At 44.4% G+C, this 25651-nt stretch carries 21 protein-coding genes; 9 read left to right on the top strand and 12 right to left on the bottom strand.

Going from position 1 to position 25651, the window contains the following annotated elements; all coding sequences use genetic code 11:
* Positions 1 to 333 precede the first annotated feature (333 nt).
* Complete coding sequence (locus tag AC3IT7_RS07940) at positions 334 to 558, top strand: transposase (RefSeq protein ID WP_180075114.1); 225 nt, start codon at positions 334 to 336, stop codon at positions 556 to 558.
* A gap of 29 nt (positions 559 to 587) precedes the next feature.
* Here the strand turns inward: AC3IT7_RS07940 and AC3IT7_RS07935 are convergent, their stop codons facing one another.
* Together AC3IT7_RS07935 and AC3IT7_RS07930 are read right to left on the bottom strand one after the other, a co-directional pair.
* Positions 588 to 1307: a UDP-2,3-diacylglucosamine diphosphatase gene (locus AC3IT7_RS07935; RefSeq protein WP_489248066.1), complete on the bottom strand. Its 720-nt coding sequence runs from the start codon at positions 1305 to 1307 to the stop codon at positions 588 to 590.
* Between the two features lie 87 nt (positions 1308 to 1394).
* Entirely contained in the window at positions 1395 to 1904 is a 510-nt protein-coding gene (locus tag AC3IT7_RS07930) for a peptidylprolyl isomerase (RefSeq protein ID WP_475653760.1), read from the bottom strand.
* Between the two features lie 423 nt (positions 1905 to 2327).
* Between AC3IT7_RS07930 and AC3IT7_RS07925 the strand changes: the two genes are divergently transcribed.
* Complete coding sequence (locus AC3IT7_RS07925; RefSeq protein WP_489248065.1) at positions 2328 to 4055, top strand: glutamine--tRNA ligase/YqeY domain fusion protein; 1728 nt, start codon at positions 2328 to 2330, stop codon at positions 4053 to 4055.
* Between the two features lie 69 nt (positions 4056 to 4124).
* Positions 4125 to 5036, top strand: coding sequence for a bestrophin family protein (locus tag AC3IT7_RS07920; RefSeq protein WP_489248064.1), 912 nt, complete (start codon positions 4125 to 4127; stop codon positions 5034 to 5036).
* Between the two features lie 82 nt (positions 5037 to 5118).
* On the opposite strand, the gene AC3IT7_RS07915 is transcribed toward AC3IT7_RS07920, so the two are convergent.
* The 4 genes from AC3IT7_RS07915 to putA all read right to left on the bottom strand — a co-directional run bounded on the left by AC3IT7_RS07915 (position 5119) and on the right by putA (position 11581).
* Positions 5119 to 5679 carry a lecithin retinol acyltransferase family protein gene (locus AC3IT7_RS07915; RefSeq protein ID WP_475654940.1) on the bottom strand — a complete coding sequence of 187 codons (561 nt, stop codon included), beginning with the start codon at positions 5677 to 5679 and terminating at the stop codon, positions 5119 to 5121.
* A gap of 414 nt (positions 5680 to 6093) precedes the next feature.
* A complete protein-coding gene (locus tag AC3IT7_RS07910) occupies positions 6094 to 6318 on the bottom strand; it encodes a hypothetical protein (RefSeq protein ID WP_475654939.1) in 225 nt (74 codons plus the stop codon).
* Positions 6319 to 6561: 243 nt separating this feature from the next.
* Positions 6562 to 7644, bottom strand: a complete 1083-nt coding sequence (gene trmA, locus AC3IT7_RS07905; protein ID WP_489248063.1) for a tRNA (uridine(54)-C5)-methyltransferase TrmA — start codon at positions 7642 to 7644, stop codon at positions 6562 to 6564.
* A 184-nt stretch (positions 7645 to 7828) separates the two neighbouring features.
* A complete protein-coding gene (gene putA / locus AC3IT7_RS07900; protein ID WP_489248062.1) occupies positions 7829 to 11581 on the bottom strand; it encodes a trifunctional transcriptional regulator/proline dehydrogenase/L-glutamate gamma-semialdehyde dehydrogenase in 3753 nt (1250 codons plus the stop codon).
* Positions 11582 to 11700: 119 nt separating this feature from the next.
* On the opposite strand from putA, the gene AC3IT7_RS07895 reads away from it, so the two are divergent.
* Positions 11701 to 12195, top strand: a complete 495-nt coding sequence (locus AC3IT7_RS07895; RefSeq protein WP_475654936.1) for an Lrp/AsnC ligand binding domain-containing protein — start codon at positions 11701 to 11703, stop codon at positions 12193 to 12195.
* 76 nt (positions 12196 to 12271) lie between these two features.
* On the opposite strand, the gene putP is transcribed toward AC3IT7_RS07895, so the two are convergent.
* Positions 12272 to 13780 (bottom strand): sodium/proline symporter PutP, encoded by a 1509-nt coding sequence (gene putP, locus AC3IT7_RS07890; RefSeq protein ID WP_489248061.1) that lies wholly within the window; start codon positions 13778 to 13780, stop codon positions 12272 to 12274.
* Positions 13781 to 14199: 419 nt separating this feature from the next.
* Here putP and AC3IT7_RS07885 point away from each other — a divergent pair, with 419 nt between their 5' ends.
* From AC3IT7_RS07885 to AC3IT7_RS07865, 5 genes are all read left to right on the top strand, one after another.
* Complete coding sequence (locus AC3IT7_RS07885) at positions 14200 to 15642, top strand: aspartate ammonia-lyase (protein ID WP_489248060.1); 1443 nt, start codon at positions 14200 to 14202, stop codon at positions 15640 to 15642.
* Positions 15643 to 15770: 128 nt separating this feature from the next.
* Complete coding sequence (locus tag AC3IT7_RS07880; RefSeq protein WP_489248059.1) at positions 15771 to 16136, top strand: hypothetical protein; 366 nt, start codon at positions 15771 to 15773, stop codon at positions 16134 to 16136.
* 123 nt (positions 16137 to 16259) lie between these two features.
* A complete protein-coding gene (mfd, locus tag AC3IT7_RS07875) occupies positions 16260 to 19718 on the top strand; it encodes a transcription-repair coupling factor (RefSeq protein ID WP_489248058.1) in 3459 nt (1152 codons plus the stop codon).
* Positions 19719 to 19945: 227 nt separating this feature from the next.
* A complete protein-coding gene (locus AC3IT7_RS07870; protein ID WP_004646760.1) occupies positions 19946 to 20380 on the top strand; it encodes an HIT domain-containing protein in 435 nt (144 codons plus the stop codon).
* Positions 20381 to 20437: 57 nt separating this feature from the next.
* Positions 20438 to 21928: an adenylate/guanylate cyclase domain-containing protein gene (locus tag AC3IT7_RS07865; RefSeq protein WP_489248057.1), complete on the top strand. Its 1491-nt coding sequence runs from the start codon at positions 20438 to 20440 to the stop codon at positions 21926 to 21928.
* A 66-nt stretch (positions 21929 to 21994) separates the two neighbouring features.
* Here AC3IT7_RS07865 and fdx read toward each other — a convergent pair whose 3' ends face one another.
* The 5 genes from fdx to iscU form a co-directional block, all read right to left on the bottom strand.
* The gene (gene fdx, locus AC3IT7_RS07860; protein WP_475654931.1) at positions 21995 to 22333 is read right to left on the bottom strand and encodes an ISC system 2Fe-2S type ferredoxin; all 339 of its coding nucleotides are present in this window, start codon (positions 22331 to 22333) and stop codon (positions 21995 to 21997) included.
* Between the two features lie 15 nt (positions 22334 to 22348).
* Positions 22349 to 24208: a Fe-S protein assembly chaperone HscA gene (gene hscA / locus AC3IT7_RS07855; protein ID WP_489248056.1), complete on the bottom strand. Its 1860-nt coding sequence runs from the start codon at positions 24206 to 24208 to the stop codon at positions 22349 to 22351.
* A 34-nt stretch (positions 24209 to 24242) separates the two neighbouring features.
* The gene (hscB, locus tag AC3IT7_RS07850) at positions 24243 to 24758 is read right to left on the bottom strand and encodes a Fe-S protein assembly co-chaperone HscB (RefSeq protein ID WP_475654929.1); all 516 of its coding nucleotides are present in this window, start codon (positions 24756 to 24758) and stop codon (positions 24243 to 24245) included.
* Positions 24759 to 24861: 103 nt separating this feature from the next.
* Entirely contained in the window at positions 24862 to 25182 is a 321-nt protein-coding gene (gene iscA, locus AC3IT7_RS07845) for an iron-sulfur cluster assembly protein IscA (RefSeq protein ID WP_004279817.1), read from the bottom strand.
* A gap of 34 nt (positions 25183 to 25216) precedes the next feature.
* Entirely contained in the window at positions 25217 to 25603 is a 387-nt protein-coding gene (gene iscU / locus AC3IT7_RS07840) for a Fe-S cluster assembly scaffold IscU (RefSeq protein WP_422196204.1), read from the bottom strand.
* Positions 25604 to 25651 lie beyond the last annotated feature (48 nt).

The following is a 25651-nucleotide window of genomic DNA, read 5'->3' as shown; positions in this document are numbered from 1 at the left end:
TTTAATGGCCTTGTAGTAGCTGCGAATTATTTTATAAAAGTGATATCTATCAAAGACAATTACCTCCATAAAATTTCTGCACAATCATTGTTTTAAAAATCAGGCCGGCATTATTTGTAATGACAATGTATGTTTGCTTTCATGAAAGATAAGGTGTATAGTGATAACACTTCGAGCGAGTATAGTTCTCGCTTTTATTATTTCTAGCTAATTGTGATTCACTTTTGGTTCAAGCCTCTGAGCTTGGATAACATCTAGTAACTACAGAATTATTATACAAATTTGGTTTTATTAATCTCTTTGTACAGTCACAAAAAGCTCATTTTATGAGTAATTATTTTGAATATTTTAAATGAATGGCATACCGCCACTGCCGTAAATGGTGGCGAAATTAATGTTAAACTGGTTCCGTTAAAGCGTAAACAAAACACTCAGGATGGTTTTATCTGGGTCGAAGTTGGAAAAATGATCCAGCTGCAAACTGGTGAAGAAATCCTGTTTAATCTTGATGGTAAAAGTTTCTATACCGGTGTAAACCAGCTTTATCGCCTGTGTTAAACACATAGATGTCTTAAAAAAGTGGCCGATTAATATCGCCACTTTTTTAGTTTTAGGGTGTCAAAACTTTGATTTTCCTGAATTTCTAGAATCTCTGCACGATCTTCTTTCCAGTCCCCGAGTACGATTCTTTTTTTCTGTCCTAGCTGGTGAATAGCTGCACGATGTGTATGTCCATGAATCAGAACATCTACATCTGTTAATGCCAGTTCAACAGCCTGCAGATTGACATCCATCACCTCATAGCTTTTAAACTGCTGCGCCTGATGACTTTGCTGACGGAAATGATTGGCAAGCCGGCTTCGAAATGAAAGCGGAGTTTTTCTTAAAAAACCCAAGAGCCATGGATGTCGGATAATCTTTTTAAAACGTTGATAAGAAATATCATCGGTGCAAAGAGCATCACCATGTTCCAGGCGATACAGTGTTCCGGCGATGCGCAGCTGATCTATATCAGGTAGAAGCTGACCGTCAAAGCGAGCTAAAAACTTGCTGCCAAGGACAAAATCCCGGTTACCCGCCTGAAAATAGACCTGATTACCTGCTTGGGTAAACTGCTTTAAGACGGTAACAATCTCATCCAGCCAGGGTGCAGTATAGTCATCACCAATCCAGGCATTGAACCAGTCACCCAAAATATAAAGCTGGGTATCTTGATCTTGATATTCGGCAAGTAAATCTAAAAACCCCCGGACAAGCCGAGGGTGATCAGGTGACAAATGTAAATCCGAGATAAACAGATAGGTCACGAATTTTTCCTTTTTAATCCCTCCTAACCTCCCTTTACAAAAGGGAGGAAAGTCCCTCTTTTATAAAGAGGGATTTAGGGAGATTACTTATTCAGAAATGATTTTTGCAGATTCAATTACCACATTTTCTAGTGGAACGTCAGCATGGTAGCCACGGTTGCCAGTGCGCACGTTTTTGATTTCGTTCACTACGTCTAGGCCTTCAACAACTTTACCAAATACTGCATAGCCCCAACCTTGAGCTGTTTTGCCAGTATGGTTTAGGAAAGCATTGTTTTTCACGTTAATGAAGAACTGAGCAGAAGCCGAATGCGGTGCTTGGGTACGTGCCATTGCAATCGTACCTTCGTCATTGCTTAAGCCATTGTCTGCTTCGTTTTCGATCGCATCACGTGTTGCTTTTTCTTTGAAGTTTTCATCCATGCCGCCGCCCTGGATCATGAAACCATCAATCACACGGTGGAAAATTACGCCATCATAAAAACCGTCACGCACGTATTCTAAAAAGTTAGCCACTGTTTTAGGTGCTTTTTCAGCATTGAGTTCAAGAACAATACGACCTTTATTGGTGTTTAATTCGACTTGAGGAAAACTCATTATGTAATCTCCTAATCATGGACGAGTGCCATGGTTTTTTCTGAATGAGTGAAGCATAAGCAAACTACAATCGACTAGGCAAGTAAAAACATTATTTTCTTTGTTAAAAGCATAAAAATAGTACCTTATTTATACGTTGATTTATCAAGGCATTTCAGATATTGCCCGGCAAGACGTCATATGCCGGATTGATGCAAATTCAAGGATTTTATGATTCCGGGGAATGTCAGTATTTCACTTTCAGGCAGGGCGACATATTTTGACTTTTTAAAATGAGTGAATTGAAATCAAATACTATAGTTAGCGGTTGAGAGATTATTCGCCTATAGTTAAACTAAGGAACTTTGATAATGAATATACGTACAACTTGTACGATTAAATATTTGTTAATCCCTTTTTAACTTTAGAAGTGAATGATTGATCATGAAGCCAAATGATGTTGTTACATCTCTGCCCGAGAACCCGACCCAAAAGAACAATGCAGTCGATTCAGTGCAGCAGCAAGAACAACAACCAGGCTTGGACTTTGTACGTCAGGTCATTACGGATGATTTAGCTGCTGGTCGCACCCAACAGGTGGTCACGCGTTTTCCGCCTGAGCCAAATGGTTATTTACATATTGGCCATGTGAAAGCAATTTGCTTGAACTTTGGGATCGCTGAAGAATTTAACGGTGTATGTAATCTTCGTTTTGACGATACCAATCCGGATGCTGAAGAGCAGGAATATGTCGATGGTATTGCCAATGACGTGAAATGGTTGGGCTTTAACTGGAATGGTGAGCCGCGCTACGCATCCAGCTATTTCGATCAACTTTATACATGGGCGGTTCAGCTGATTGAACAGGGCGATGCTTATGTGGATCTGCAAACCCCTGAAGAAATCCGTTTAAACCGCGGTAACTTTGTCGAGCCGGGCAAGAACTCGCCACAACGTGATGCAACGGTTGCAGAAAACCTGGAACGTTTTGAGAAAATGCGCAGCGGTGAGTATGCTGAAGGTCAGGCGGTTTTACGCGCTAAAATTGATATGACCTCTCCAAACGTGCATATGCGTGATCCAATCTTGTACCGTATCTTGCATTCAGCACATCATCAGACCGGGGATACCTGGAAAATTTATCCAATGTATGATTATGCTCATCCATTGTCTGATGCGATTGAAGGCATTACCCATTCACTTTGTACCCTGGAATTCCAGGATCACCGTCCGTTCTATGACTGGGTGGTGGCAAAAGTGCAGTCACCAGCTGTCCCACGTCAGTATGAATCGAGCCGTTTGAATGTAGATTATACCATCACCTCAAAACGCAAATTGCGTAAGCTGGTTGAAGGTGGATATGTCAATGGTTGGGATGATCCACGTATGCCAACCGTGGTCGGGATGCGTCGCCGTGGTTTTACGCCTGAAGGCTTGCGTGATTTCTGTCAGCGTGTAGGTGTATCGAAGGTTGATGGCAGTATTGTCGATGTGGCCATGCTGGAATATTGCATTCGCCAATCTCTGGAAAATACTGCAGCGCGCGGTATGGCGGTATTAAACCCACTGAAAGTGACTTTAACCAACTTGCCAGCCGATATGGATCTGACCCATTCACGTCATCCAAATGTGGACATGGGCGAACGCGTGATTCCTTTAACGACCGAACTGTATATTGACCGTAAAGACTTCGAAGAAGAGCCACCAAAAGGCTTTAAACGTCTGATTCCGGGCGGTGAAGTACGTTTACGTCATGCTTATGTGATTAAGTGCGATGAAGTCATTAAAGATGAACATGGTGAAGTGGTTGAACTGAAATGTTCGATTGATCCTGAAACTCTAGGTAAAAACCCGGAAGGCCGTAAGGTCAAGGGTGTGGTGCATTGGGTATCTGCGAGCAAAGGTGTGCCTGCTGAAGTGCGTATTTATGACCGTTTGTTCACTGAATCTGACCCTGAAGTGGGTGATGACTTCCTGGCCAACCTGAACCCTGAATCATTAAAAGTGGTTCAAGCTGTGATTGAGCCAGCTTTAGCGCAAGCTCAACCGGAACATCGCTTCCAGTTTGAACGTGAAGGTTATTTCGTTGCTGATCAATATGATCATAACAGCGAGAAGCCAGTATTTAACCGGATTCTAGATCTGAAAGACAGCTTTAAACCAGGAAAATAATCAGGTTTAAATCAGCAGATTAAAAGCCCAACTCCGGTTGGGCTTTTTCAATACAGCAGGGAAAATGCCATGATTGTGCGTAACAAGAATAATAGTATCGGTTTGTTGTTTGCCTGGCAGGGCACAATATTGCCTAAGGTGTTGCCGGCTTTGGTCCTGGTGGTGTTTATTTCCGGTCTGCTGGTCTATTTGAGCCAGGCACATTTAGTCAGTCTTCCTGCGGTGCCTGCAATTGGTTTTACCATATTTGGTGTCATCCTCTCAATCTTCCTGAGCTTTAGAAATACGGCATGTTATGAGCGCTGGTGGGAAGGACGCAAGCTCTGGGGTGCATTGATCGCCACCACACGTCACTTATGCCGGGACAGCCATGTACTGCATGATCAGACCCGTGAGATCCTGTTATATCGCATGATGCTGTTTACCCATCTGTTGCGTGACCGGCTCAGACAGCAGGTACAAAGTATTCAGCATTATCAAACAAGCACGCATTTTGAAAAGACGGCATTCGATCAATTGCCTGCGCACATCAATCCTGCTCAATGGGTGCTGGAACAGATGCAAAAGGATTTGGTGCAACAATATTGGCAGGGCAACATCAGCGATATTATCTATAACAATCTGAACCAGCATACTGTGGCCTTGGGGGATATTCAGGCCGGATGTGACCGGATTTTGTCAACGCCATTGCCATTTTCTTATTCAGTACTGTTACATCGAGCAGTTTATTCTTTCTGTTTTATCTTGCCGTTTAGTTTGCAGGCCAATCTGGGGCTCTGGACACCGATTCTGGTCGGGCTGATTGCTTATATGCTGCTCGGACTGGATGAGCTCAGTGCTGAACTAGAAGAGCCTTTTGGGCTACAGGACAATGATCTGCCACTTGATTCAATGGTACGACTGGTAGAACGGGAAACCTTAAGCTCTTTAGGTAAAGTGCCGCCTGAGGCCATTCAAGCCAAAAAAGGCTATTTAACCTGATTTCGTGTTTACAGCATTGAAATTTAAACACAGCTCCAAGCTGTCCGAATAAGAGCAAATTATCCTTATACCGGGCTTTAAATTAGCGATGTTTAAGGTTACTCAGGTCTGATACTTTACTTTTAGCCTGATCCTGCAATTCACAATATTGCAGGTAGCGCTGCTTGGCTTTATCTCTTAATTTTTTCTTGATGTACAAGGCCAAGGCAAAACTGGTGGTGGTCAGGGTCAGGAACATACTGTTCATAAAACTCATCATCGAGCTTATATAACCAATCGTGGTCAGACGATTCATCATGTAAATCACCTGCGGGCTACTTTCCACACCGGTAATCGCCCAGGTACACAGATGCTCGCAATTATTGATAATCAGATGATAGTTATTTTCATGCATTCTGGAGCGCATGCGGCGTACGACTTTACGGCCTTTGTATTTTGCCGAGTCATACTGTTGCACATGAATTGCTTTGCCATGACTGAACTTTTCAATTGAAGTGATTTCAATGGGGCGTTTCTTAAATAAATGTGCAAAGCCAGAATAATGAATGACACGACCGCGTCCAGCATATATCCCATGATGGGTATAACCGAAATGTTTAACCATGAGGTGTGCACCTATGGAAAGCCGTTTAGTCTGTTGCATATCAGGATTGAGCCATTTAAAAACCAGTGTACTTCAATAAGAAGTGTACTGCGTTTTAGCAAATTAATCGACGCTTTGCTGGCGTTTAAACTGTTAAACCATAGGCAATTGAGTCAAATGTGATGGGTTCAGCCAGAAAGGGCGAGCCAGTATGGAATCTGCTTATTATCGCTATAAATAGCCTAAGCTTATATAGAAGTGCTGAGCGACTTCGATAACCGAAAATTGACCGCAGATTTTAACCAGCTTCAATTCCAGAGCTTATCAGGATGTTGAGTGCTAGCGCTAAAATTGAATGAGCAAGGTGCTTTAAATTTCAAATCCATAAATTTTAAATCCATTAAGGTACCGGCATAAAAAAAGCACTTGACGAGGCAAGTGCTTTTTTTATTGATCAGGCTAGACCTTGGCCGATTACTGCAACGGCAAGTGCTGAAGTTCATTCAGTTCTTTACGGCTGTAGCCGCGTGATACAAGAACCTTTTTGATTCCGATAATGATCTCTTCATCAGTCGCTTTAGACAATGCTTCAAGAAGCTGTTCATTTGTCTTGCAAGAGCAATCATTTTCAACACAAGCAATTTGATTCTTGTGTTCATTGTGTTGTTCAACAGAAAACAACTTTTGCCAAAAACTCATAGAGCCTTCATACAACAACCTAACATAGAGTGAAATATAGCCAATTAAATAAATAAAGCAATAGGACCTATGTGATAAAAGCAGCAGTTAAGCTTTAAAATTTCCGATTGAAGCTGGAAGTTCTAACGATATTTCTAGCTGTACAAATGATAATTTAATATTAAGTGGCTAATTTAAAAGATAAAAAAAGGAGCTTCGAAAAACTCCCTTATTGTAACAAGAAAATAAATTGAAACAAATTCTTTATACTTTTTCCAGCAATACACCTGTTTCTACATGGTGCGTATACGGGAACTGATCAAACATGGCGAATTTGCTGATTTTATGGGTTTGCGATAACTGTTTCAGATTGTCATGCAATGTATCCGGATTGCAAGAAATGTAGATGATACGTTGGAAGCGCTGTAGCAGTTTTAAGGTCTCATCATCAATACCGGCACGAGGCGGATCGACAAAGACTGTATCAAAGTCATAAGTAGAAAGATCGATATTGGCTTCCTGCAAACGACGGAACACACGCTCACCATTATAAGCCTGAGTGAACTCTTCTGCAGACAGGCGCGCGACCTGAATATTCTCGATCTGATTCTGCTCAATATTCCACTCAGCCGCATAGACTGAAGATTTGGCCAACTCGGTTGCCAGGACACGGCGGAACTTGGTGGCAAGTGGCAGGGTGAAGTTGCCATTACCACAGTACAATTCCAGCAAATCTTTGTCTGATTGTTCTGCTGCATCACATGCCCATTCCAGCATTTTTTGGCAGACTTGAGCATTTGGCTGGGTAAAGCTGCTTTCAATCTGTTTATATTTGTAGCTACGATCAAAAACCGACAGTTCTTCTACCACATATTCATCAGACAGGACGAATTTCTGGCCACGGCTGCGGCCGATTAACTTGATATTTAACTGTTCTGCCAGCACCTTGGCTGCCGGTTCCCAGCTTTCATCCAGTTTGCGATGATAAATCAGTGAAACCAGCACCTGACCACTCAAGGTCGCCAGAAAATGTACTTCAAACAGGCGTGTCGATAATACTGGATCGGCTTTAAGCGCTTGTAGTAGTTTAGGCATCAACTGATTGATATTCAGATCTGCAATCGGAAATTCATCAATACGGATGACTTTTTTCTGCTGATCTTCATTGCGTTCAAACATGGCATAGAACATGTCATCATCAGTATGCCAGATCCGAAATTCAGCACGCATGCGGAAATATTTTTCAGGAGACTGGAATACTTCGAGGGCAGGTGGTTGATATTCGGCAAACTGAGCGCTGATGCGTTCAATTTTGGCATCCAGTTGTTGCTGATAAGATGAAGTCATATGCAGTAAGACGTCGCAAATATTTTAAAGCGCAAATGGTAGCAAATAATTGCTGATCTGCCTAAGCCTATTGTGGTTGAGCGGCTTTAAAAACTGCATAAAAAAGACCAAACCCTCTGAGGAGAAAAATTTGGCCGTAAAGAGGAAATCATTAACAGAAAAATGCCAGGACGATTCGACTAATCTAGAGATTACTCATCGTCATCAGACTGGCATTTCCGCCCGCTGCTGCGGTATTGATGCTGATGGCGCGTTCAATCACCAATCGCTCTAGCGCAATATCATTATTGCCCGGGCTGAGATGGGTAATTCCCACAATCGGACCTTTGCGAGCTGCAATACGTTTCTGTACATCAATCAGTTCCTCAGCATCGCCATGATGCAGTACCGCCTCAAATTCATCCTTTTCAATATCCTGAATGACTTTGAATTGTGCTGCCACAGATTTTGGCATCGTCTGCAGGTATTTCAGCACAAAGGCATTTTCAGCCAATACCGCAGGGCGACTGCCAACCGATAGAATGGCCAGAATTTGCTGAATCTGATCTTGGGGGGTATGTGCCAAAGACAGCACACTTTTACGTGGCAAGATCATGTACTGGTTTTCTTCACCGGTCGGACCTTGCAAGCTAAAGCTTTGACCAGTCGCAATCTGGCCAGGCACTTTTAAGGGGATTGTAGGGAAATTTTTAGAAACCCAGGCCTTAAATTCCTGTACAGCTTTATTTTCAATAGGGGCTTGATCAGACTGCATAGCATAAGGCTGTGCCAGTTTCTTTTCGGAAACCTGATGCATTAGACGGTAAATATAGAGCGGCCCACCAGCTTTAGGGCCAGTGCCGGACAGACCTTCACCACCAAATGGCTGTACACCCACAACTGCACCGACAATATTGCGGTTGATATACAGGTTGCCTACTTCTGCTCGTGAAATTACAGTTTGCATGGTTTCATCAATACGAGTGTGTAAGCCCATGGTCAGACCATAGCCCTTGCTGTTGATCTGGTCTAATAACTGTTCCAGTTCGCCATATTTATAGCTGATCAGATGCAGCACCGGGCCAAACACTTCACGCTCCAGATCATTCAGGTTTGGAAGTTCAATCAATGTCGGCGGAATAAAGGTGCCTTGGGTTAATTCAGTCTGATCTTGGTTAAACATCAGTTGATGGACTTTGTGACCTTTGCTGCGCATCTGATGAATATGCTTCTGAATATTTTGCTGGGCTTCTGCATCAATCACCGGGCCAATATCGGTTTTTAATAAGACCGGATTGCCGACTCTCAATTGTTGCATGGCACCTTTGAGCATGTTGCGAACCGCCTCCAGATTATCCTCTTGCACACAAAGGACACGCAGGGCAGAACAGCGCTGACCGGCACTGTCATAGGCAGAATTGACGACATCAAGCACCACCTGCTCAGTTAAGGCAGATGAATCGACAATCATGGCATTTTGACCGCCGGTTTCAGCAATCAGGGTCACACTTTCGCCAAACTGGTTTAGCCGTTCTGCTACGGTTTTTTGCAGAATATGTGCCACTTCAGTCGAGCCGGTAAACATGATGCCTTGAATGCGTGAATCCGCACTTAATTGCGCACCGATTGTTTCACCTCGACCCGGCAAAAGCTGTAAGACATCTTGCGGAATGCCCGCTTCCCATAAAATCTGCACCGCTTGTGCAGCAATCAGCGGGGTCTGTTCTGCCGGTTTGGCAATCACGGTATTGCCCGCAACCAGCGCTGCTGAAATCTGGCCGGTAAAAATTGCCAGTGGGAAATTCCATGGACTGATACACAGCACAGTGCCCAAAGGTTGAATCTGTGTATTTTTAGCTAAATCCAGCATCTGGCCGGCATAGTAGCGCAAGAAGTCTACCGCTTCCCGGACTTCGGCAATGGCATTGGCATAGGTTTTGCCAGCTTCACGGGACAGAATCACCATGAGTCTAAGCAAGCGCTGTTCCATCAGATCCGCGGCTTTATTCAGGCAGGCTGCGCGCTCATTTTTCGGCAGATTGGCCCAGAAAGCTTGTGCATTGACGGCCTGGGTCAAGGCAATTTCAGCCTGTTCCTGAGTCGCTTCATAGACTGTACCGACTACATCCTGATGTTGTGCCGGATTAATAATCTGCACTGCATTGCTGCTATCGCTCACTGTAAACGCCGTTCCCATGGCTGCTGCCTGGAATTGTGTATGGGTCAGACTGGCAGCGACTTCATTTAAGGCGCCCAGCTCTGCATCATTGGCCAGATCCAGACCCGATGAATTAATACGTGTGCCATACAGATCTTGCGGATAAGGAATATGCGGATGTTTGGCACCGATCACGACTTCCTGTTGTGCTGCTTTTAAAATCGTTTGCTGCGGATTTTCAATCAGATCTTCAATTTTTAAAGTTTTGTCGGCAATCCGGTTGACGAAAGACGTATTCGCGCCATTTTCCAGTAAACGGCGTACCAGATAAGCCAGCAAGGTTTCATGATTGCCGACCGGGGCATAAATGCGGCATGGCACACCGAGCTTATTCGCTGACTTGTCGCCCACCACATTTTCATACAGTGGTTCACCCATGCCATGCAGACACTGGAATTCATATTGACCGGGATAATATTGCTCAGGTTGTGCCAGTTGATAAATCGTGGCCACCGTTTGCGCATTATGGGTGGCAAATTGCGGATAGATATAGTCCGGTTCAGCCAGCAATTTACGCGCACAGGCAATATAAGACAGATCGGTGTGTACTTTGCGGGTAAACACCGGATAATCTGACATACCATCAATTTGCGCTTTCTTGATCTCGCTGTCCCAATAAGCACCTTTGACCAGACGAATCATCAGGCGTTTTTGGCTGCGTTTGGCCAGATCAACAATATAATCCACCACATAGAAACAGCGCTTTTGATAGGCCTGAATCACAAAGCCTATGCCTTTCCAGTCCTGTAGTTGTGGCTCAAAACACAGGCGTTCAAGCAGTTGCAAGGAAATTTCCAGGCGATCTGTTTCTTCGGCATCGATGTTTAAACCGATATTGTACTGTTTCGCTAAGACCGCAAGTTTAAGCATTTTCCCGTACAATTCATCCTGTACCCGATCCATCTGCGCGCGCTGATAACGTGGGTGCAGGGCCGAGAGTTTGATGGAAATACCGGGACCATCATAAACATCCTTATCCTGCGAGGCCTGACCAATGGCGTGAATGGCATTCTGGTAATCCTGATAATAGCGTTCCGCATCCGGGTCGGTCAGTGCTGCTTCACCAAGCATGTCATAAGAATAGCGAAAGCCTTTTTCTTCCAGACGTTCTGCATTTTTTAGTGCTTCATCGATGGTTTCACCTGTGACAAACTGCTCGCCCATCATGCGCATGGCAACATCGACGGCTTTGCGAATAATCCCGCGACCACTGCGCGCCAAAATTCCGGTTAACAGACTGGACAGGCTTTTTTGCTGTGGGGTTTCCATCAGTTTGCCGGTCAGCATCAAGCCCCAAGCTGCGGCATTGACAAACATCAGCTGGCTTTGGCCGAGATGTTCTTTCCAGTTGCCCTGATTGATCTTGTCGCGGATCAACAGGTCACGCGTGGCTTTGTCCGGAATCCGCAGCAAGGCTTCGGCCAGACACATCAGAGCAATGCCTTCCTGGGAGGATAAAGAAAATTCCTGCAATAATCCTTGTACGATGCCGGCCTTGCCGCCTGAGCTTTTACGTTCACGCAGTGAATGTGCCAGATCAAAGGCGAGCGCCTGAATCTTGTCGCTGAGTTCGGAGGAAATTTCACTATGCTGCAAAAGTTCTTCGACACATTCGGTCTCTGCACGGCGCCATGCAGTATTGATGCGTTGTTCGTATTTATTTTTGTCTTCAAATTCAGTGATGTAATTTGGCTGCTTCATGGCATCTGAACCATAGGTTGGGCTTAGTGTGGTCGGCATAGTGACATCCTGTACTGCTGCAATCAGATCTAGCGGGGCTAACGAGTTTTAATCTATAATCACAGAATATTTGACGAATATCTCACTATAGTTTTTATATTTTTTAGAGAATAATTCTAATGCAGCGTCCTTCTTTGAGCCTAGACCGTATAGATATCCGTATCCTGAGTTTATTACAATCTGATGCCAAATTATCCAATATAAAACTGGCTGAACTGGTGAATTTGTCACCGACCGCGGCACTTGCGCGTGTACAAAAACTGACTAAGGAAGGTTATATTCTGGGTTATGAAGCCCGCCTGAATCCAGGCCTGCTCAATAACGCCTTTGTGGTTTTTGTGGAAATTTTACTTGATAAAACCACGCCGAATGTTTTAGAAGAATTTTCCCATGCAGTACGACAAATTCCGGAAATTATCGAATGCCATATGATCAGTGGTGGTTTCGATTTTGTGGTAAAGATCCGCTGTGCCAATATGGATGAATTTCGCAAAATTTCCGGTCAGATCTTGTGGCAATTGCCTGGAATCAAGGAGACGCGCAGTTATCCGGTGATGGAAGTAATTAAGGAAAGTCAGCAGATCAATCTGAAAATGCCCGGAAAAGCCAAGTAATTTGCAGCACATCAAATGCTCATCTAAAAACAAAAAAGGGACCCTAAAGTCCCTTTTTTGATGATGGTTCAACAGATTATTTCTTCATTTCAGCCATTTCTTTTTGATATTCAGCTTTGGCCATTTCGAAACGGTGTACCACATCATCACTTGGTGCTTTATCCAGTAAGCTTACGATTACGATACTCAGGGTAGCCAGAATAAAACCGGGAATAATCTCGTACAGACCGGTATCACCCATATAGTTTTTCCAGATAATCACGGTTACCGCACCGACCAGCATGCCGACAATCGCGCCGTTGAGAGTCATGCGCTTCCAGAACAACGACAAGATAATCAGTGGACCAAAGGCAGCACCAAAACCAGCCCAGGCATAAGCCACCAATCCCAATACTTTACTGTTCGGATTGATTGCCAGTGAAATGGCAATCAGGGCAATTACTAAAACCATGGCGCGGCCAACCCAGATCAACTCTTTTTGAGAAGCGTTTTTGCGCAGGAAGCTCTTGTATAAATCTTCCGTCAGGGTGGTTGAGCAGACCAGAAGCTGACAGCTCAAGGTACTCATAATCGCGGCCAGAATGGCTGCAAGTACGATCCCGGCAATCCACGGATTAAACAGGATTTTAGTCAGTTCCATAAACACGGTTTCAGGGTTCTGGTTCACCACCGAAGCCAGTTCCGGATTGGTAGCAAAGTAGGCAATCCCGATATAACCGGCTGCTACGGCACCGCCCAGACACAGAATCATCCAGGTCATGCCAATACGGCGGGCAGCCGGAATGGTTTTGACGGAATCGGCAGCCATGAAGCGCACCAGAATATGGGGTTGACCAAAATAACCCAGGCCCCAGGCCATACTGGAAATAATGGCTACTAGGCTTAAGCCTTCAAGCATGCTCGATGCATGCGGACGTGCAGATTCAAGAATGACACTGACGTGCTGGCTATTGTCGCCCAAGGCCAGGAAAGTGATGATCGGGGTCAGCAATAACGCGAAAATCATCAAGCCAGCCTGAAACGTATCCGTCCAGCTGATTGCCAAAAAGCCGCCAATACACACATATAAAATTGTTGCCATCGCACCGATCACAAGCGCTGTGGTGTAATCCCAGCCGAACAGGCTTTCAAACAGACGTGCACCTGCGACCATGCCGGAAGCACAATAAATCGCAAAGAACACCAGAATCACCAAGGCAGACAAAACCCGTAAAATGCGTTTGCGGTCAGAAAAACGACTGGTGAAATAATCTGGCAGGGTCAGGGCATTGTTCTGGTATTCGGTATGCGCCCGCAAACGTCCCGCGACCAGTAACCAGTTTAACCATGCGCCGATAATCAGACCGATTGCAATCCAGGCTTCAGACAGGCCAGACAGGTAAATCGCGCCGGGCAGGCCCATCAGCAGCCAGCCACTCATGTCCGATGCACCGGCAGAAAGGGCGGTTACCATACTGCCCAGACTGCGTCCACCTAAAATATATTCGTCAAAGTTGGAGGTTGCACGGTAAGCATATAAACCGATTGCAATCATGGCGACAATATAAAACATGAAAGTAATCAGGGTTGGATTTAAATAAGTCATAGGCAGGGCATCCTGTAAATATGGACATCATCATTCCAGATGAATTTTTGTACTGAGATCACAAGGCAGTGATTCAATCATGATTTAAAAATTACACTCTGTAACAATTACACAGCTTTTATGTGTGTTTATTGTAAGTTAAGAATTGTTTATAAAGAAATAAACAAAAGATTAAGGACTTGGCAAAGAATAATAAAGCGCCAGATTGAGCCAAAAAGCTAAAATTCAGGCTAACGGATTGGAATATGTGAGTTTTAGCTTTTTATTTACACAATCTTACAAAACTCACAGCTTTGCTGTATTGGTAATAAATCGTAGCAAATCTAGGTTAAAGTCTTCCTATTCGCTCTGTATTTGTTTGTTCATATTGAGATCACGCCAAATACGGTGCATCGCCAAGAGTATTTTTAGTGGACAATATGTTGCAAATCGAACCAACCCGCATTGAACGGGATTTATTGGGGGAAAAAAAGATTCCTCTACAGAGTTATTACGGGATTCACACTTTACGTGCCATCGAAAATTTTCAGATTTCAGGACTGGCCGTCGGTCAACAATTACATTTTATTCGTGCATTGGCGCAAGTTAAAAAAGCCTCTGCCAAAACCAACCTGCATTTTCAAAAAATATCCGAGCAGACCAGTGAGGCCATTCAAAAAGCCTGTGATCAATTGATTCAGCATCCTGAAAACTGGCAAGCTGCATTTCCGCTCGATCCTTATCAGGGGGGTGCCGGAACATCAATCAATATGAATGCCAATGAAGTCATTGCCAATATTGCCTTAGAGATTTTAGGTCACCATAAAGGTGAGTATCACATCCTGCATCCAAATGATCACGTCAATACTTCGCAATCGACCAATGATGTTTATCCGACGGCTTTGCGTTTGTCAACTTATAGCAGTCTGAATGACTTATTGGCCGTACTCAAAGCATTGATTGACTGTTTATATACTAAGGCGGCTGAATTTCAGTATGTGATCAAGATGGGTCGTACCCAGTTGCAAGATGCAGTACCTATGACCATGGAACAGGAATTTCGAGCTTTTGCGACTTTATTAAAAGAAGATTTAAAACTGATTGAGCAGATGCGCCAGTTATTGCTGGAAGTTAACTTGGGTGCTACCGCGATCGGGACTGGGGTAAACACGCCGCCGGGTTATGCCAAGCGCGTTGTAGAAACGCTGGCCCAACTCACAGGACTGCATTTAAAAGGTGCAGAAGATTATGTCGAGGCCACCAGTGATTGTGGGGTCTTTATTATCTTGTCGAGCAGTTTAAAACGACTGGCGGTAAAACTGTCCAAAATTTGTAATGACTTGCGTTTACTCAGTTCAGGACCGCGTACCGGATTGGCTGAAATTCGCTTGCCGGAATTACAGGCCGGCTCATCCATCATGCCGGCAAAAATTAATCCGGTAATTCCGGAAGTGGTCAACCAGATTGCATTTCGGGTGATCGGCAATGACTTGACCATTACCATGGCTGCGGAAGCAGGACAGTTACAGCTGAATGTCATGGAGCCCGTAATTGCGCTCAGCATGAATGAATCGATTCAACTTCTTACCCAGGGTATGCAAACCCTGAACCAGAAATGTATCGCAGGGATTCAGGCCAATGAAGAAATCTGTTTAAGTTCGGTGATGCGTAGTGTCGGGATTGTGACTTTGCTGGAGCCGATTCTGGGACATGCCACATGTGATGAAATTGGCAAACAGTGTATGCGGGAAAATAAAACCGTGCCACAAGTGGTAATGGAACTGGGTTTGTTAAATGCAGAGCAGCTGGAAGAAATCTTTGCATTTGAAAATCTGGTTTCTGAGGTACCGACTGCCGTGAGTCAACTGGAACAGGTTTCTTGAGAGAAAGTGAGCCTTTAAATAGCCAAGCACAACTGATCGCTATGATTTTGACAATTTGCCTCAAGTTCAGGATGTGGAATTGAGGCATTTTCCTCTAGACTAGGCTCTGAATTGATAAGCTTGGATAAATGGCGATGTTTGATAAAATTAGTGCTTTATTTAAAAGTAATAAACCGACTGCTGCACAGCTATATCTAGATGAGCAGAATATCCAGTATATAGAAGGGACAGGTTATATGGTCGATGGCATTGATTTAAATCAGGCGCTGGGTGCTCGACTGGAATATTTGTCCAATCGCCGTTTAAAACAGTTTGATGATTTAAAGGCTTTATATGATACCGCGATGCTGATCAATGAAAAAATTGATCTGGAAATTGCCCATCAGCGTTTTAATACGACTTTAGGAAATACTGAAGAGAACCTGCTGCAATTTAAAATGATTCTCAAGAAGTTAAATGATTATTATCGCAACTTCCTACGCGAGAAAAAATAAGCGTTAAAAGTGGTTTGCAATCGAGGTATATACATGGGGCAAGACTGCATAAAAATAACAAAATATCCGCAGATCATCGTGCTAGTATAAGCCTCAGGTTATTTAGACTTTAAAGCTATATCCATGTTCCAACAAGAAATTTCCCAACTCAATTTACCCCAACTCAAAGCAGGCGAGAAACGCTGGTTAGGCAATCTGCAAGGTTCCTCGACAGCATTGCTGCTCAAAGAAATCGTCGCACAGCAATCGCGCTTGTTTATCGTGATTGCACGCAACAATCAGCATTTGGGTCAATTGGAAAGTGAGCTGGAATTTTACGGGATTAAACCCACGATTTTTCCAGACTGGGAAATTTTGCCTTATGATCGTCTGTCTCCGCATCAGGATATTGTCTCGGAACGTCTTGCGATTTTATCCAATATGCCAAAAACAGGGGTGCTGTTACTTTCAGCTTCAACTTTGGCACAGCGTGTCGCACCGACTTCATGGATTTTGGGCGAGCATTTTGATATTCATGTCGGACAGAAATTTGATCTGGAACAACAAAAGAAAAAGCTGATTCAAGCCGGTTATCATCTGGTCGATACTGTTTATGATCCAGGTGAATTTGCAGTTCGCGGCAGTATCATGGACATTTATGCCTCGGGGCAGGAAGCGCCGATCCGGATCGACCTGTTTGATGATGAAATTGAAACCCTGAAATTTTTTGACTCCGAAACCCAGCGCACCACACAAAGTCTGCAACAGTTTACGGTATTACCGGCACAAGAATTCCCGCTCAAGGAAGGCCGTGCGACATTCCGTGACCGTTATGCCGAGTTTTTTCCGACTGCCAATCCAAAGAAAAATCCGATCTATCAGGATGTCATGGATGGTATTGACTCGCCGGGTATTGAGTTTTATTTACCGTTGTTTTTCAGTGCCGAGGTCATGCAAAACCAAAGTTCACTGGTTTCGTACTTACCAAAGAATGGCATTGTCATTACAGATCGGGCCTTGGAAGAAAGTTTGAGCCAGTTTTGGCAAGATGTGGTGCGCCGTTATGAAGATCGCCGTCACAATGTCGATCAGCCGATCATGCCGCCAGAAAGTCTGTTTTTTCAGACCAATCAGGTTCTGGAACAGCTGAATCAGTTTGCACGTGTGATTGCGGCACAAACGCCTTTTGAGCAAAAAGCCGGCGTATTGAATCTTGATACCCAGCTGCCACCGCGTCTGCCCGTCGATCCGAAACGTGAAAAACCGTTTCATGAAGTCAAAAAATATATCGATCAGGCCAATCATCCGGTATTGCTGGTGGCCGAGAGTGCCGGCCGCAGGGAAAGCCTCAAAGATGCTTTGCGACCAAGTCTGGGTGATATTCCAACAGTTGATAATTTCGAGAGCTTTATTAAATCGCTGTATGCGATTGCGATTACCAATGCGCCTTTAGAGCGCGGTCTGGTACTGAGCGATCGTATCAGCGTGATTTCTGAAAATCAGCTCTATGAACACCGGGTGGTACAGCGCCGTCGCAAACGTCAACAGGAAGTTTCAGAAGAGTTTCTGATTCGCAGTCTGACTGAACTGACCATGGGTGCACCTGTGGTGCATATCGATTATGGGGTCGGGCGTTATGCCGGTCTGGTCACCTTAAGTATCGATGATCAGGATCATGAATTCCTGCAGCTGGATTATGCCGATGCCGCCAAAGTCTATGTACCAGTCACCAATCTGCATTTAATCAGCCGATATAGTGGAGGTGATCCGGATCTGGCACCTTTGCATAAACTGGGTACAGATGCATGGAACAAAGCCAAACGTAAGGCGCTGGAACAGATTCACGATGTTGCTGCCGAGTTGCTGCATATTCAGGCCCGTCGTTCTTCCAAGCCCGGGATCAGTTTTGAAATCGATCAAAGTCTGTATATGCAGTTTGCCAGTGGTTTTGCCTATGAAGAAACCCTGGATCAGGCCAATGCCATTGAAGCGACGCTGCATGATATGCAACTGGCCAAACCGATGGATCGTCTGGTCTGTGGTGATGTTGGCTTTGGTAAAACGGAAGTGGCGATGCGTGCTGCATTTGTCGCAGTGCAGAACAACCGGCAGGTGGCGATTCTGGTGCCAACTACCTTGCTGGCACAGCAGCATTATGATTCCTTCAAAGACCGCTTCGCCGATTGGCCAGTTCGGATTGAAGTACTGTCACGTTTCGGTTCTTCCAAAGCACATAGCAAGACCATTGACGACCTGATTGAAGGTAAAGTCGATATTGTGATTGGCACGCATAAAATCTTGCAGGAAAATGTCCAGTTTAAAAATCTCGGTCTGATGATTGTCGACGAAGAGCATCGTTTCGGAGTACGTGACAAGGAACGGATCAAGGCCATGCGCGCCGATGTGGACATGCTGACCCTGACGGCGACGCCAATTCCGCGGACGCTGAATATGGCTTTTAGTGGCATGCGTGATCTTTCTATCATTGCCACACCGCCGGCACGCCGTCTTGCGGTAAAAACCTTTGTACAAGAGCATACCGATGACACCATTAAAGAAGCGATTCTGCGTGAACTGCTGCGCGGTGGTCAGGTCTATTTCCTGCACAATGAAGTCGATACGATTGATCGTGCTGCCGAGCATATTCGTAGTCTGGTGCCGGAAGCCCGGGTGATTGTGGCACATGGCCAGATGCGTGAACGTGAACTGGAACAGGTGATGCAACAGTTCTATCACAAGGAATACAATGTTCTGGTCTGCTCAACCATTATTGAAACCGGGATTGATGTTCCAAATGCCAATACCATTCTGATTGAACGTGCCGACAAGCTCGGACTGGCGCAATTGCATCAGCTGCGCGGACGTGTCGGGCGTTCGCACCATCAGGCTTATGCCTATTTAATGGTGCCGTCTTTAAAAGCCTTAAAAGGCGATGCCGAAAAACGTCTGGATGCCATTCAGCGTGCATCGACCTTGGGTGCCGGATTTATGCTGGCCACCGAAGATCTGGAAATTCGTGGAGCAGGTGAGTTGCTTGGTGAACAGCAGAGCGGTTCAATGCAGGCGATTGGTTATAGCCTGTATATGGAAATGCTGGAAAAAGCCACCAAAGCCATTCAAAAAGGCAAGACTCCAAACTTCGATGCGCCCTTGTCACTGACCGCAGAAATTACCCTGCATATGCCAGCACTCATTCCGGATGATTATCTCGGGGATGTACATCAGCGTTTGTTGTTCTATAAACGTATCAGTAATACCGATACTCAGGAAAAACTGGACAATATCTGCATGGAGCTAATAGACCGTTTTGGGATACCGCCACAGCCGGTCAAACAGCTATTTGCAGTCCATCAGATCCGTCTTAAAGCCGAACAGCTCGGTATCACGAAAATTGATATTAGTGCTCAGGGCGGGCATGTGGAATTTGCACCGGATACGCCGGTTCAGGCCATGACCATTATCCAGATGATGCAGAAACATCCGACCTATTTCCGCATGAATGGTGGGCAACGCCTGAAGGTGATGGTCATGCTGGAAGATCATCAAAAACGGATTCAGTTTATTCAGGATTTGCTGGACAGTCTATTGAAAGAAGTTCATTAATTTGATGAGACTCAATCAGTTGGAAAGTTCACGGGATATTTCATTTTCATTGGAATTTTCATAAACAATCGACCGGATTTTTGAATAAAATGTTAGAGCAAGTTCTTGTGAGGCGTCTCGCAATAAATCATGAGAATTTGTCTTTAAACATATTGCTTTCAATATTCAGCTTCGGTTGGATATGGTAGTATTAGCCATCATTCTAATTTTGCATCATTTATAAAGATATGTTTAGTTTGCATCCACAACTTGCTCAAGATACTTTTTTTGTAGGCGACTTTCCTTTGTCAACATGTCGTTTGATGAATGATATGCAATTTCCCTGGCTGATCCTGATTCCACGTGTGCCGGGTGTCTCTGAATTATATGAATTGAGCCAAGCTGACCAAGAGCAGTTTTTACGTGAATCAAGCTGGTTATCAAGCCAGCTGGCACGTGTTTTCCGTGCCGACAAAATGAACGTGGCAGCGCTGGGCAATATGGTTCCGCAATTGCATTTTCATCATGTGGTTCGTTATCAGAACGATGTGGCATGGCCGAAGCCTGTTTGGGGTACACCTGCTGTGCCTTATAGCAGCGAAGTACTGGCACATATGCGCCAAACCTTGATGTTGGCTTTACGTGGTCAGGGCGATATGCCATTTGACTGGCGTATGGACTAATCAGCCCAAAGGTATTCCAAGATCTATGAACAATTGCGGCTTTCAGGGAGTGATTGAATGCAATTAGACGACTGGATTCAAAAAGAACCACAACAGTTTGAATATTTCCATCGTTTGATGGGCTATATCATGCTGTCTCTGGTTCTGGTCGTCTTTCATTATACCGAACCAGATACCCAGTATCAGCTCTTTGTGCCTTTCTTTTTGTTTCTGATCTTGCTGATTAGCTCAAAACTTTCACGCTGGCTGATTTACCGGCATGATTACCGCATCCGGCGCAATGTACTTTTTCTGATTGATGTGGTTGTCATTTCAGTTGTTTTAGCGGCCGTACAACTGGATCTGGTGCTCTCCCTGCTGGGTTTGGTTGCAATACTCTATACCGCAATCAGCAATAAAATCTCATTTATGATGGCCTCTCTGGCCAGCTTGATCGGGATTACCATTTTTTATCTGGCCAATATTCTGGTCTTCGGGTTCGGTAATTATTTCGAACCGACCAGTAGTGAGCTGACGGTTTTAGGCTTCATCTGCCTGATTACCTATTTTGGCGTTGGAAGTTTCTATCAGAGTGGTCGTGTGCAATACATGACCCAAAAGAAAGACCACTATTTTGACCAGATGAACCGTTATATGGAATTTGCCAATCAGCTGAGCCGCTATGCGCCTGTGCAGCTATGGCAGTCCATCATGAAAGGGGAATCCGAAGCCAAAATAGAATATAAACGTAAAAAACTGACAGTTTTTTTCTCGGATATTCAAGGCTTCACTGAGTTATCTGAAACCCTGATTCCAGATGATCTGGCATTTCTGCTGAATGATTATTTGCGGCATATGACCGAAATTGCCAAAAATTATGAAGCGACAGTGGATAAATTCATGGGTGATGCCATCCTGATTTTCTTTGGTGATCCGACCTCGGAAGGGGTTGAACAGGATGCCAAGAACTGTATGGAAATGGCAATTGCCATGCGTCAACAAATGAAATTGCTGCGTGAGCGCTGGATCAAAATGGGCTATCCGCCATTGCATATCCGCATGGGGATTTCGACCGGTTATTGCCACGTCGGGAATTATGGTGCGACGCACCGGATGGCTTATACCATTGTAGGACGGGATGCCAACCTGGCAGCACGCTTACAGAGTGCAGCTGAAGTGGATGAAATCCTGATTTCGGAAGATACTCATAATCTGATCAAAAATGATTATCTATGTGCGCCGAAAAAACCAATTTTCTTGAAAGGCATCAAGGCACCGGTAAGAACCTGGCAGCTCATGGAAAAATACGCATCACAGAAAGTTGAGTATCAACGCTGGTTCGATTATGAATATAAAGGTTTTCATTTATTGCTGAATCTGGATGAAGTACAAAACTTTGAATATCCAGAATTGATTCATGTGCTGGAAAAAATGATTAAACGTATTGAAACTCAGCAGAAGTTGACCAACTCACAGGGCATCGTCAAGCTTAAACTTGAAGATGAAGTGATTGAACATGTTCAGCCACAAGATGAATTTGACTCACTGAAAGAGTCCAAAGTAATTTAATCATTCTCATAAATATAAAAAACCACGTCTAAACGTGGTTTTTTATATGGTCTTTCCAGAAAAATCTTAATGATTTTCTGAAGCGTGGTTGATGGTGTATTTTGGAATTTCAACTTCCAGATCTTCATCGACCAGTTTAACCTGACAAGAAAGACGCGAATCAGGTTCCAGACCCCAAGCGCGATCCAGTAAATCGGCTTCTACATCATCCATTTCTTCCAGACTGTCAAAACCTTGACGAACAATCACGTGACAGGTGGTACATGCCGCCGACATATCGCAGGCATGTTCAATTTTAATGCCATTTTTGAGCAAGCTTTCGCACAGGTTGGCATTTTGTTCGACTTCAAACTCTGCACCTTCTGGGCAAATCTGCGCATGTGGAAGAACTTTAATACGTGGCATAGTCTTTACCTTAAATTAGTTTGAGTTTGACCAGTCGTCGAGTTTGGTGCCTTTCAGAGCGGCATCAATATGTTGATTCATACGTGCTGCTGCAAAAGCATCACTATGTATTTTAAGCTGTTCCACCGCAGATTCAATCGCCTTGATGTCTGAGCCCTGAAGTTCAGTTTCAAGATGCGCCTGTGCAGTTTGCAATGCTGCAAGCTGGTCTTCAGTCAAAAGATTGGCATCGGCTTTTAGTGCCTGAACCAGTGCTTCCAGCTCACGCTGCGCTTCAACTTTGGTTTCATTTAAATGACGAAGATTTTTATCTTCTTCAGCAAATTTATAACCGTCAAGCAACAGACGTTCGGTATCTTCACCCGATAAGCCATAAGACGGCTTGATATCAATTTGAGCAGTCACACCAGATGTGGTTTCTTTGGCAGCAACGGTCAACAAACCATCGGCATCGACCTGGAAAGTGACTTCAATACGTGCCTGACCGGCAGTCATTGGGGGAATACCGTGCAGCACAAAACGACCTAGGCTACGACAATGCTCAACCAGATCACGTTCACCCTGAACCACATGGATCAGCATGGCAGTCTGACCATCTTGATAGGTGGTAAATTCCTGACGACGCGCTACGGGAATGGCGGTGTTGCGTGAAATCAGACGTTCGACCAGTCCGCCCATGGTTTCTAAACCTAAAGACAGTGGGGTGACATCCAGTAATAATGAACCATCGGTAGAATTACCAATCAATTGATTTGCGGTAATCGATGCACCAATCGCAACTACTTCATCCGGGTTAATGGTGCACAGCGGTTCCTGGTTAAATACATCACGAACTGCTTTTTGTACTGCATAAGAACGGGTAGAGCCACCGACCAGGACTACATTTTGAATGTCATCCAGTTCAAGCTTGGCATCACGCATCACACGTTTGCAGACGCTGATGGTTTTATCCAAAGCAACTTTAATGATCTCTTCAAATGTCGCACGATCCAGAGTTAATACTTGATCGAGTAATTGAATCTGAACGGTTTCAGCATCTGAAAGTGCTTCTTTGGCCTTACGCGCTGCCACAATAAAATGTGCATATTCTGCATCATCTAAGGTTTCGATATTCAGCTGCTTCTTGGCCCATTTCAGGATTAAACGGTCCAGGTCATCACCACCGAGGGCAGTGTGTCCGCCGGTAGCGAGCACTTCAAACACGCCTTGCGAAAACCGTAAAATTGAAACGTCAAAAGTACCGCCACCGAGGTCATAGATCACATAGTTGCGATCTGTACTCAGGTTGCTTTCCTGATCGAGGCCATAAGCCACCGCAGCAGCAGTAGGTTCATTCAATAAACGTAAAACATTTAAACCGGCAAGTTGGGCCGCATCTCGAGTAGCTTGGCGCTGTGCTTCATCGAAATAGGCTGGAACAGTAATCACTGCACCATTCACCGGATTTTGCAAACTGGTTTCAGCACGATCTTTCAGCTGCTTTAAAATTTCGGCAGAAATCTCGACCGGCGTTTTACGGCCTTGCGCAGTTTCAAAGGCCGGCATTTCATTGGCTTCACCAACCAGGGCATAAGGATGCTGGAATTTGATATCGGCTTTGGAGCGACCCATAAAGCGCTTGACTGAAACGATAGTATTTTTAGGGTCAGTGGTAATAAAAGGCGCAGCTTCATTACCATATTGAGTCTGCTGTTCTGCATAATGCACGATAGAAGGAAGTAGCACACGACCTTGTTCGTCATTAAGCACTTTGGCTTTACCTGAAAGAACCGTGGCAACCAAAGAGTGGGTGGTGCCTAAATCGATACCAATCGCAATGCGGTGTTCATGTGGTGCACTTGATTGACCTGGTTCTGCAATTTGCAAGAGAGCCATAGTGTTACATCCTTTGCACGTTAAATATTAAAAATTAGAAATCATCATCAAGGTCAAAGCTGTCATCATCGAGGAAGCGGTCTTCCGCCTTGTCGATATCGGCCATGACTTTAACAAAGAAGCGTAGTTTACGCACTGTATCGCGTGCTTCAGCCCAGTCTTCATCCGTATAGTCAATTTTAAACTCGCGCACCAGACCGTCAATCCATTGCTGGACTTCAACTTTGAGTGAGGTCAGGTCTTCAGCAGAGCTTGCATCGTCGAGTTGTTCACGAATTTCCAGCGCGTCCTGCAAGAATTCAAAATCACTGATCGACTGATCCAAGTGATAATCCTGTTTCTTGAGAGACAATAGATAGGCTGCACGGCTATCGACCGCTGACAAAGCTTTAAAGGCCTGATTGATGTCGCTTGATTTAATCAGGGCCTGATCTTTATCTTCAGCTTTATCGGGGTGATATTGTTGCTGCAACTTTAAAAATTCAGTCTTTAAAGCCGCTAAATCAATATCGAGTGCTACCGGAAGATTAAACAGCTCAAAATGATTCATGGGAGATGGGATCCGCGATTAATGTGCAAAAATAACTGTATAAATGCAATTAAAACAGTGTGAAACACACTGTTTTAATGTCAAAAGAGAATAACTGCCGGGTTTATACAGTGAAGGATTCACCACAACCGCATTCGCCTTTTTTGTTGGGGTTGTTAAATTCAAAGCCTTCGTTCAAGCCGTTTTTAACATAGTCCATCTCCATACCTTCAAGATAAACCAGGCTTTTCGGGTCGACAAACACTTTAACCCCAAACTGCTCGAATGCCTGATCATGTGTATCGACTTCGTCAACGAATTCAAGCACATAAGCCAAACCAGAACAGCCTGAAGTTTTCACACCAACGCGAATGCCTTCACCCTTACCGCGATTTTTTAAATAATTGCTGATATGAGTTGCAGCATTTTCAGTTAAATGGATCATGAAAACTCCGTTAAAATTTCAAAACGTGGAACAATTAAGCTTTAACTTTCTTGTTACGGTAGTCTTCTACAGCTGCTTTGATTGCATCTTCTGCAAGAACAGAACAGTGTACTTTTACTGGTGGAAGTGCAAGTTCAGTTGCAATATCAATGTTCTTGATCGCTTGTGCCTGATCCAGAGTTTTACCTTTGAGCCATTCAGTCACTAGAGAACTTGATGCAATCGCTGAACCACAACCATAAGTTTTAAAACGTGCTTCTTCAATCACGCCTTCGTCATTTACCTGGATCTGTAAGCGCATCACGTCACCACATGCTGGTGCACCAACCATACCAGTACCAACGTTTTCAGCATTTTTGTCTAAAACGCCAACATTACGAGGGTTTTCGTAATGATCAATCACTTTTTCGCTATAAGCCATGTTGCTTCTCCAAACCTCGGGGTCAGCCTTAGTATTATTAAATATGGG

It is taken from the genome of Acinetobacter sp. KH_038 (assembly GCF_057839405.1).
The sequence above is the reverse complement of the archived record's forward strand: the minus strand, read 5'-3'. Positions and strand labels throughout refer to the sequence as shown.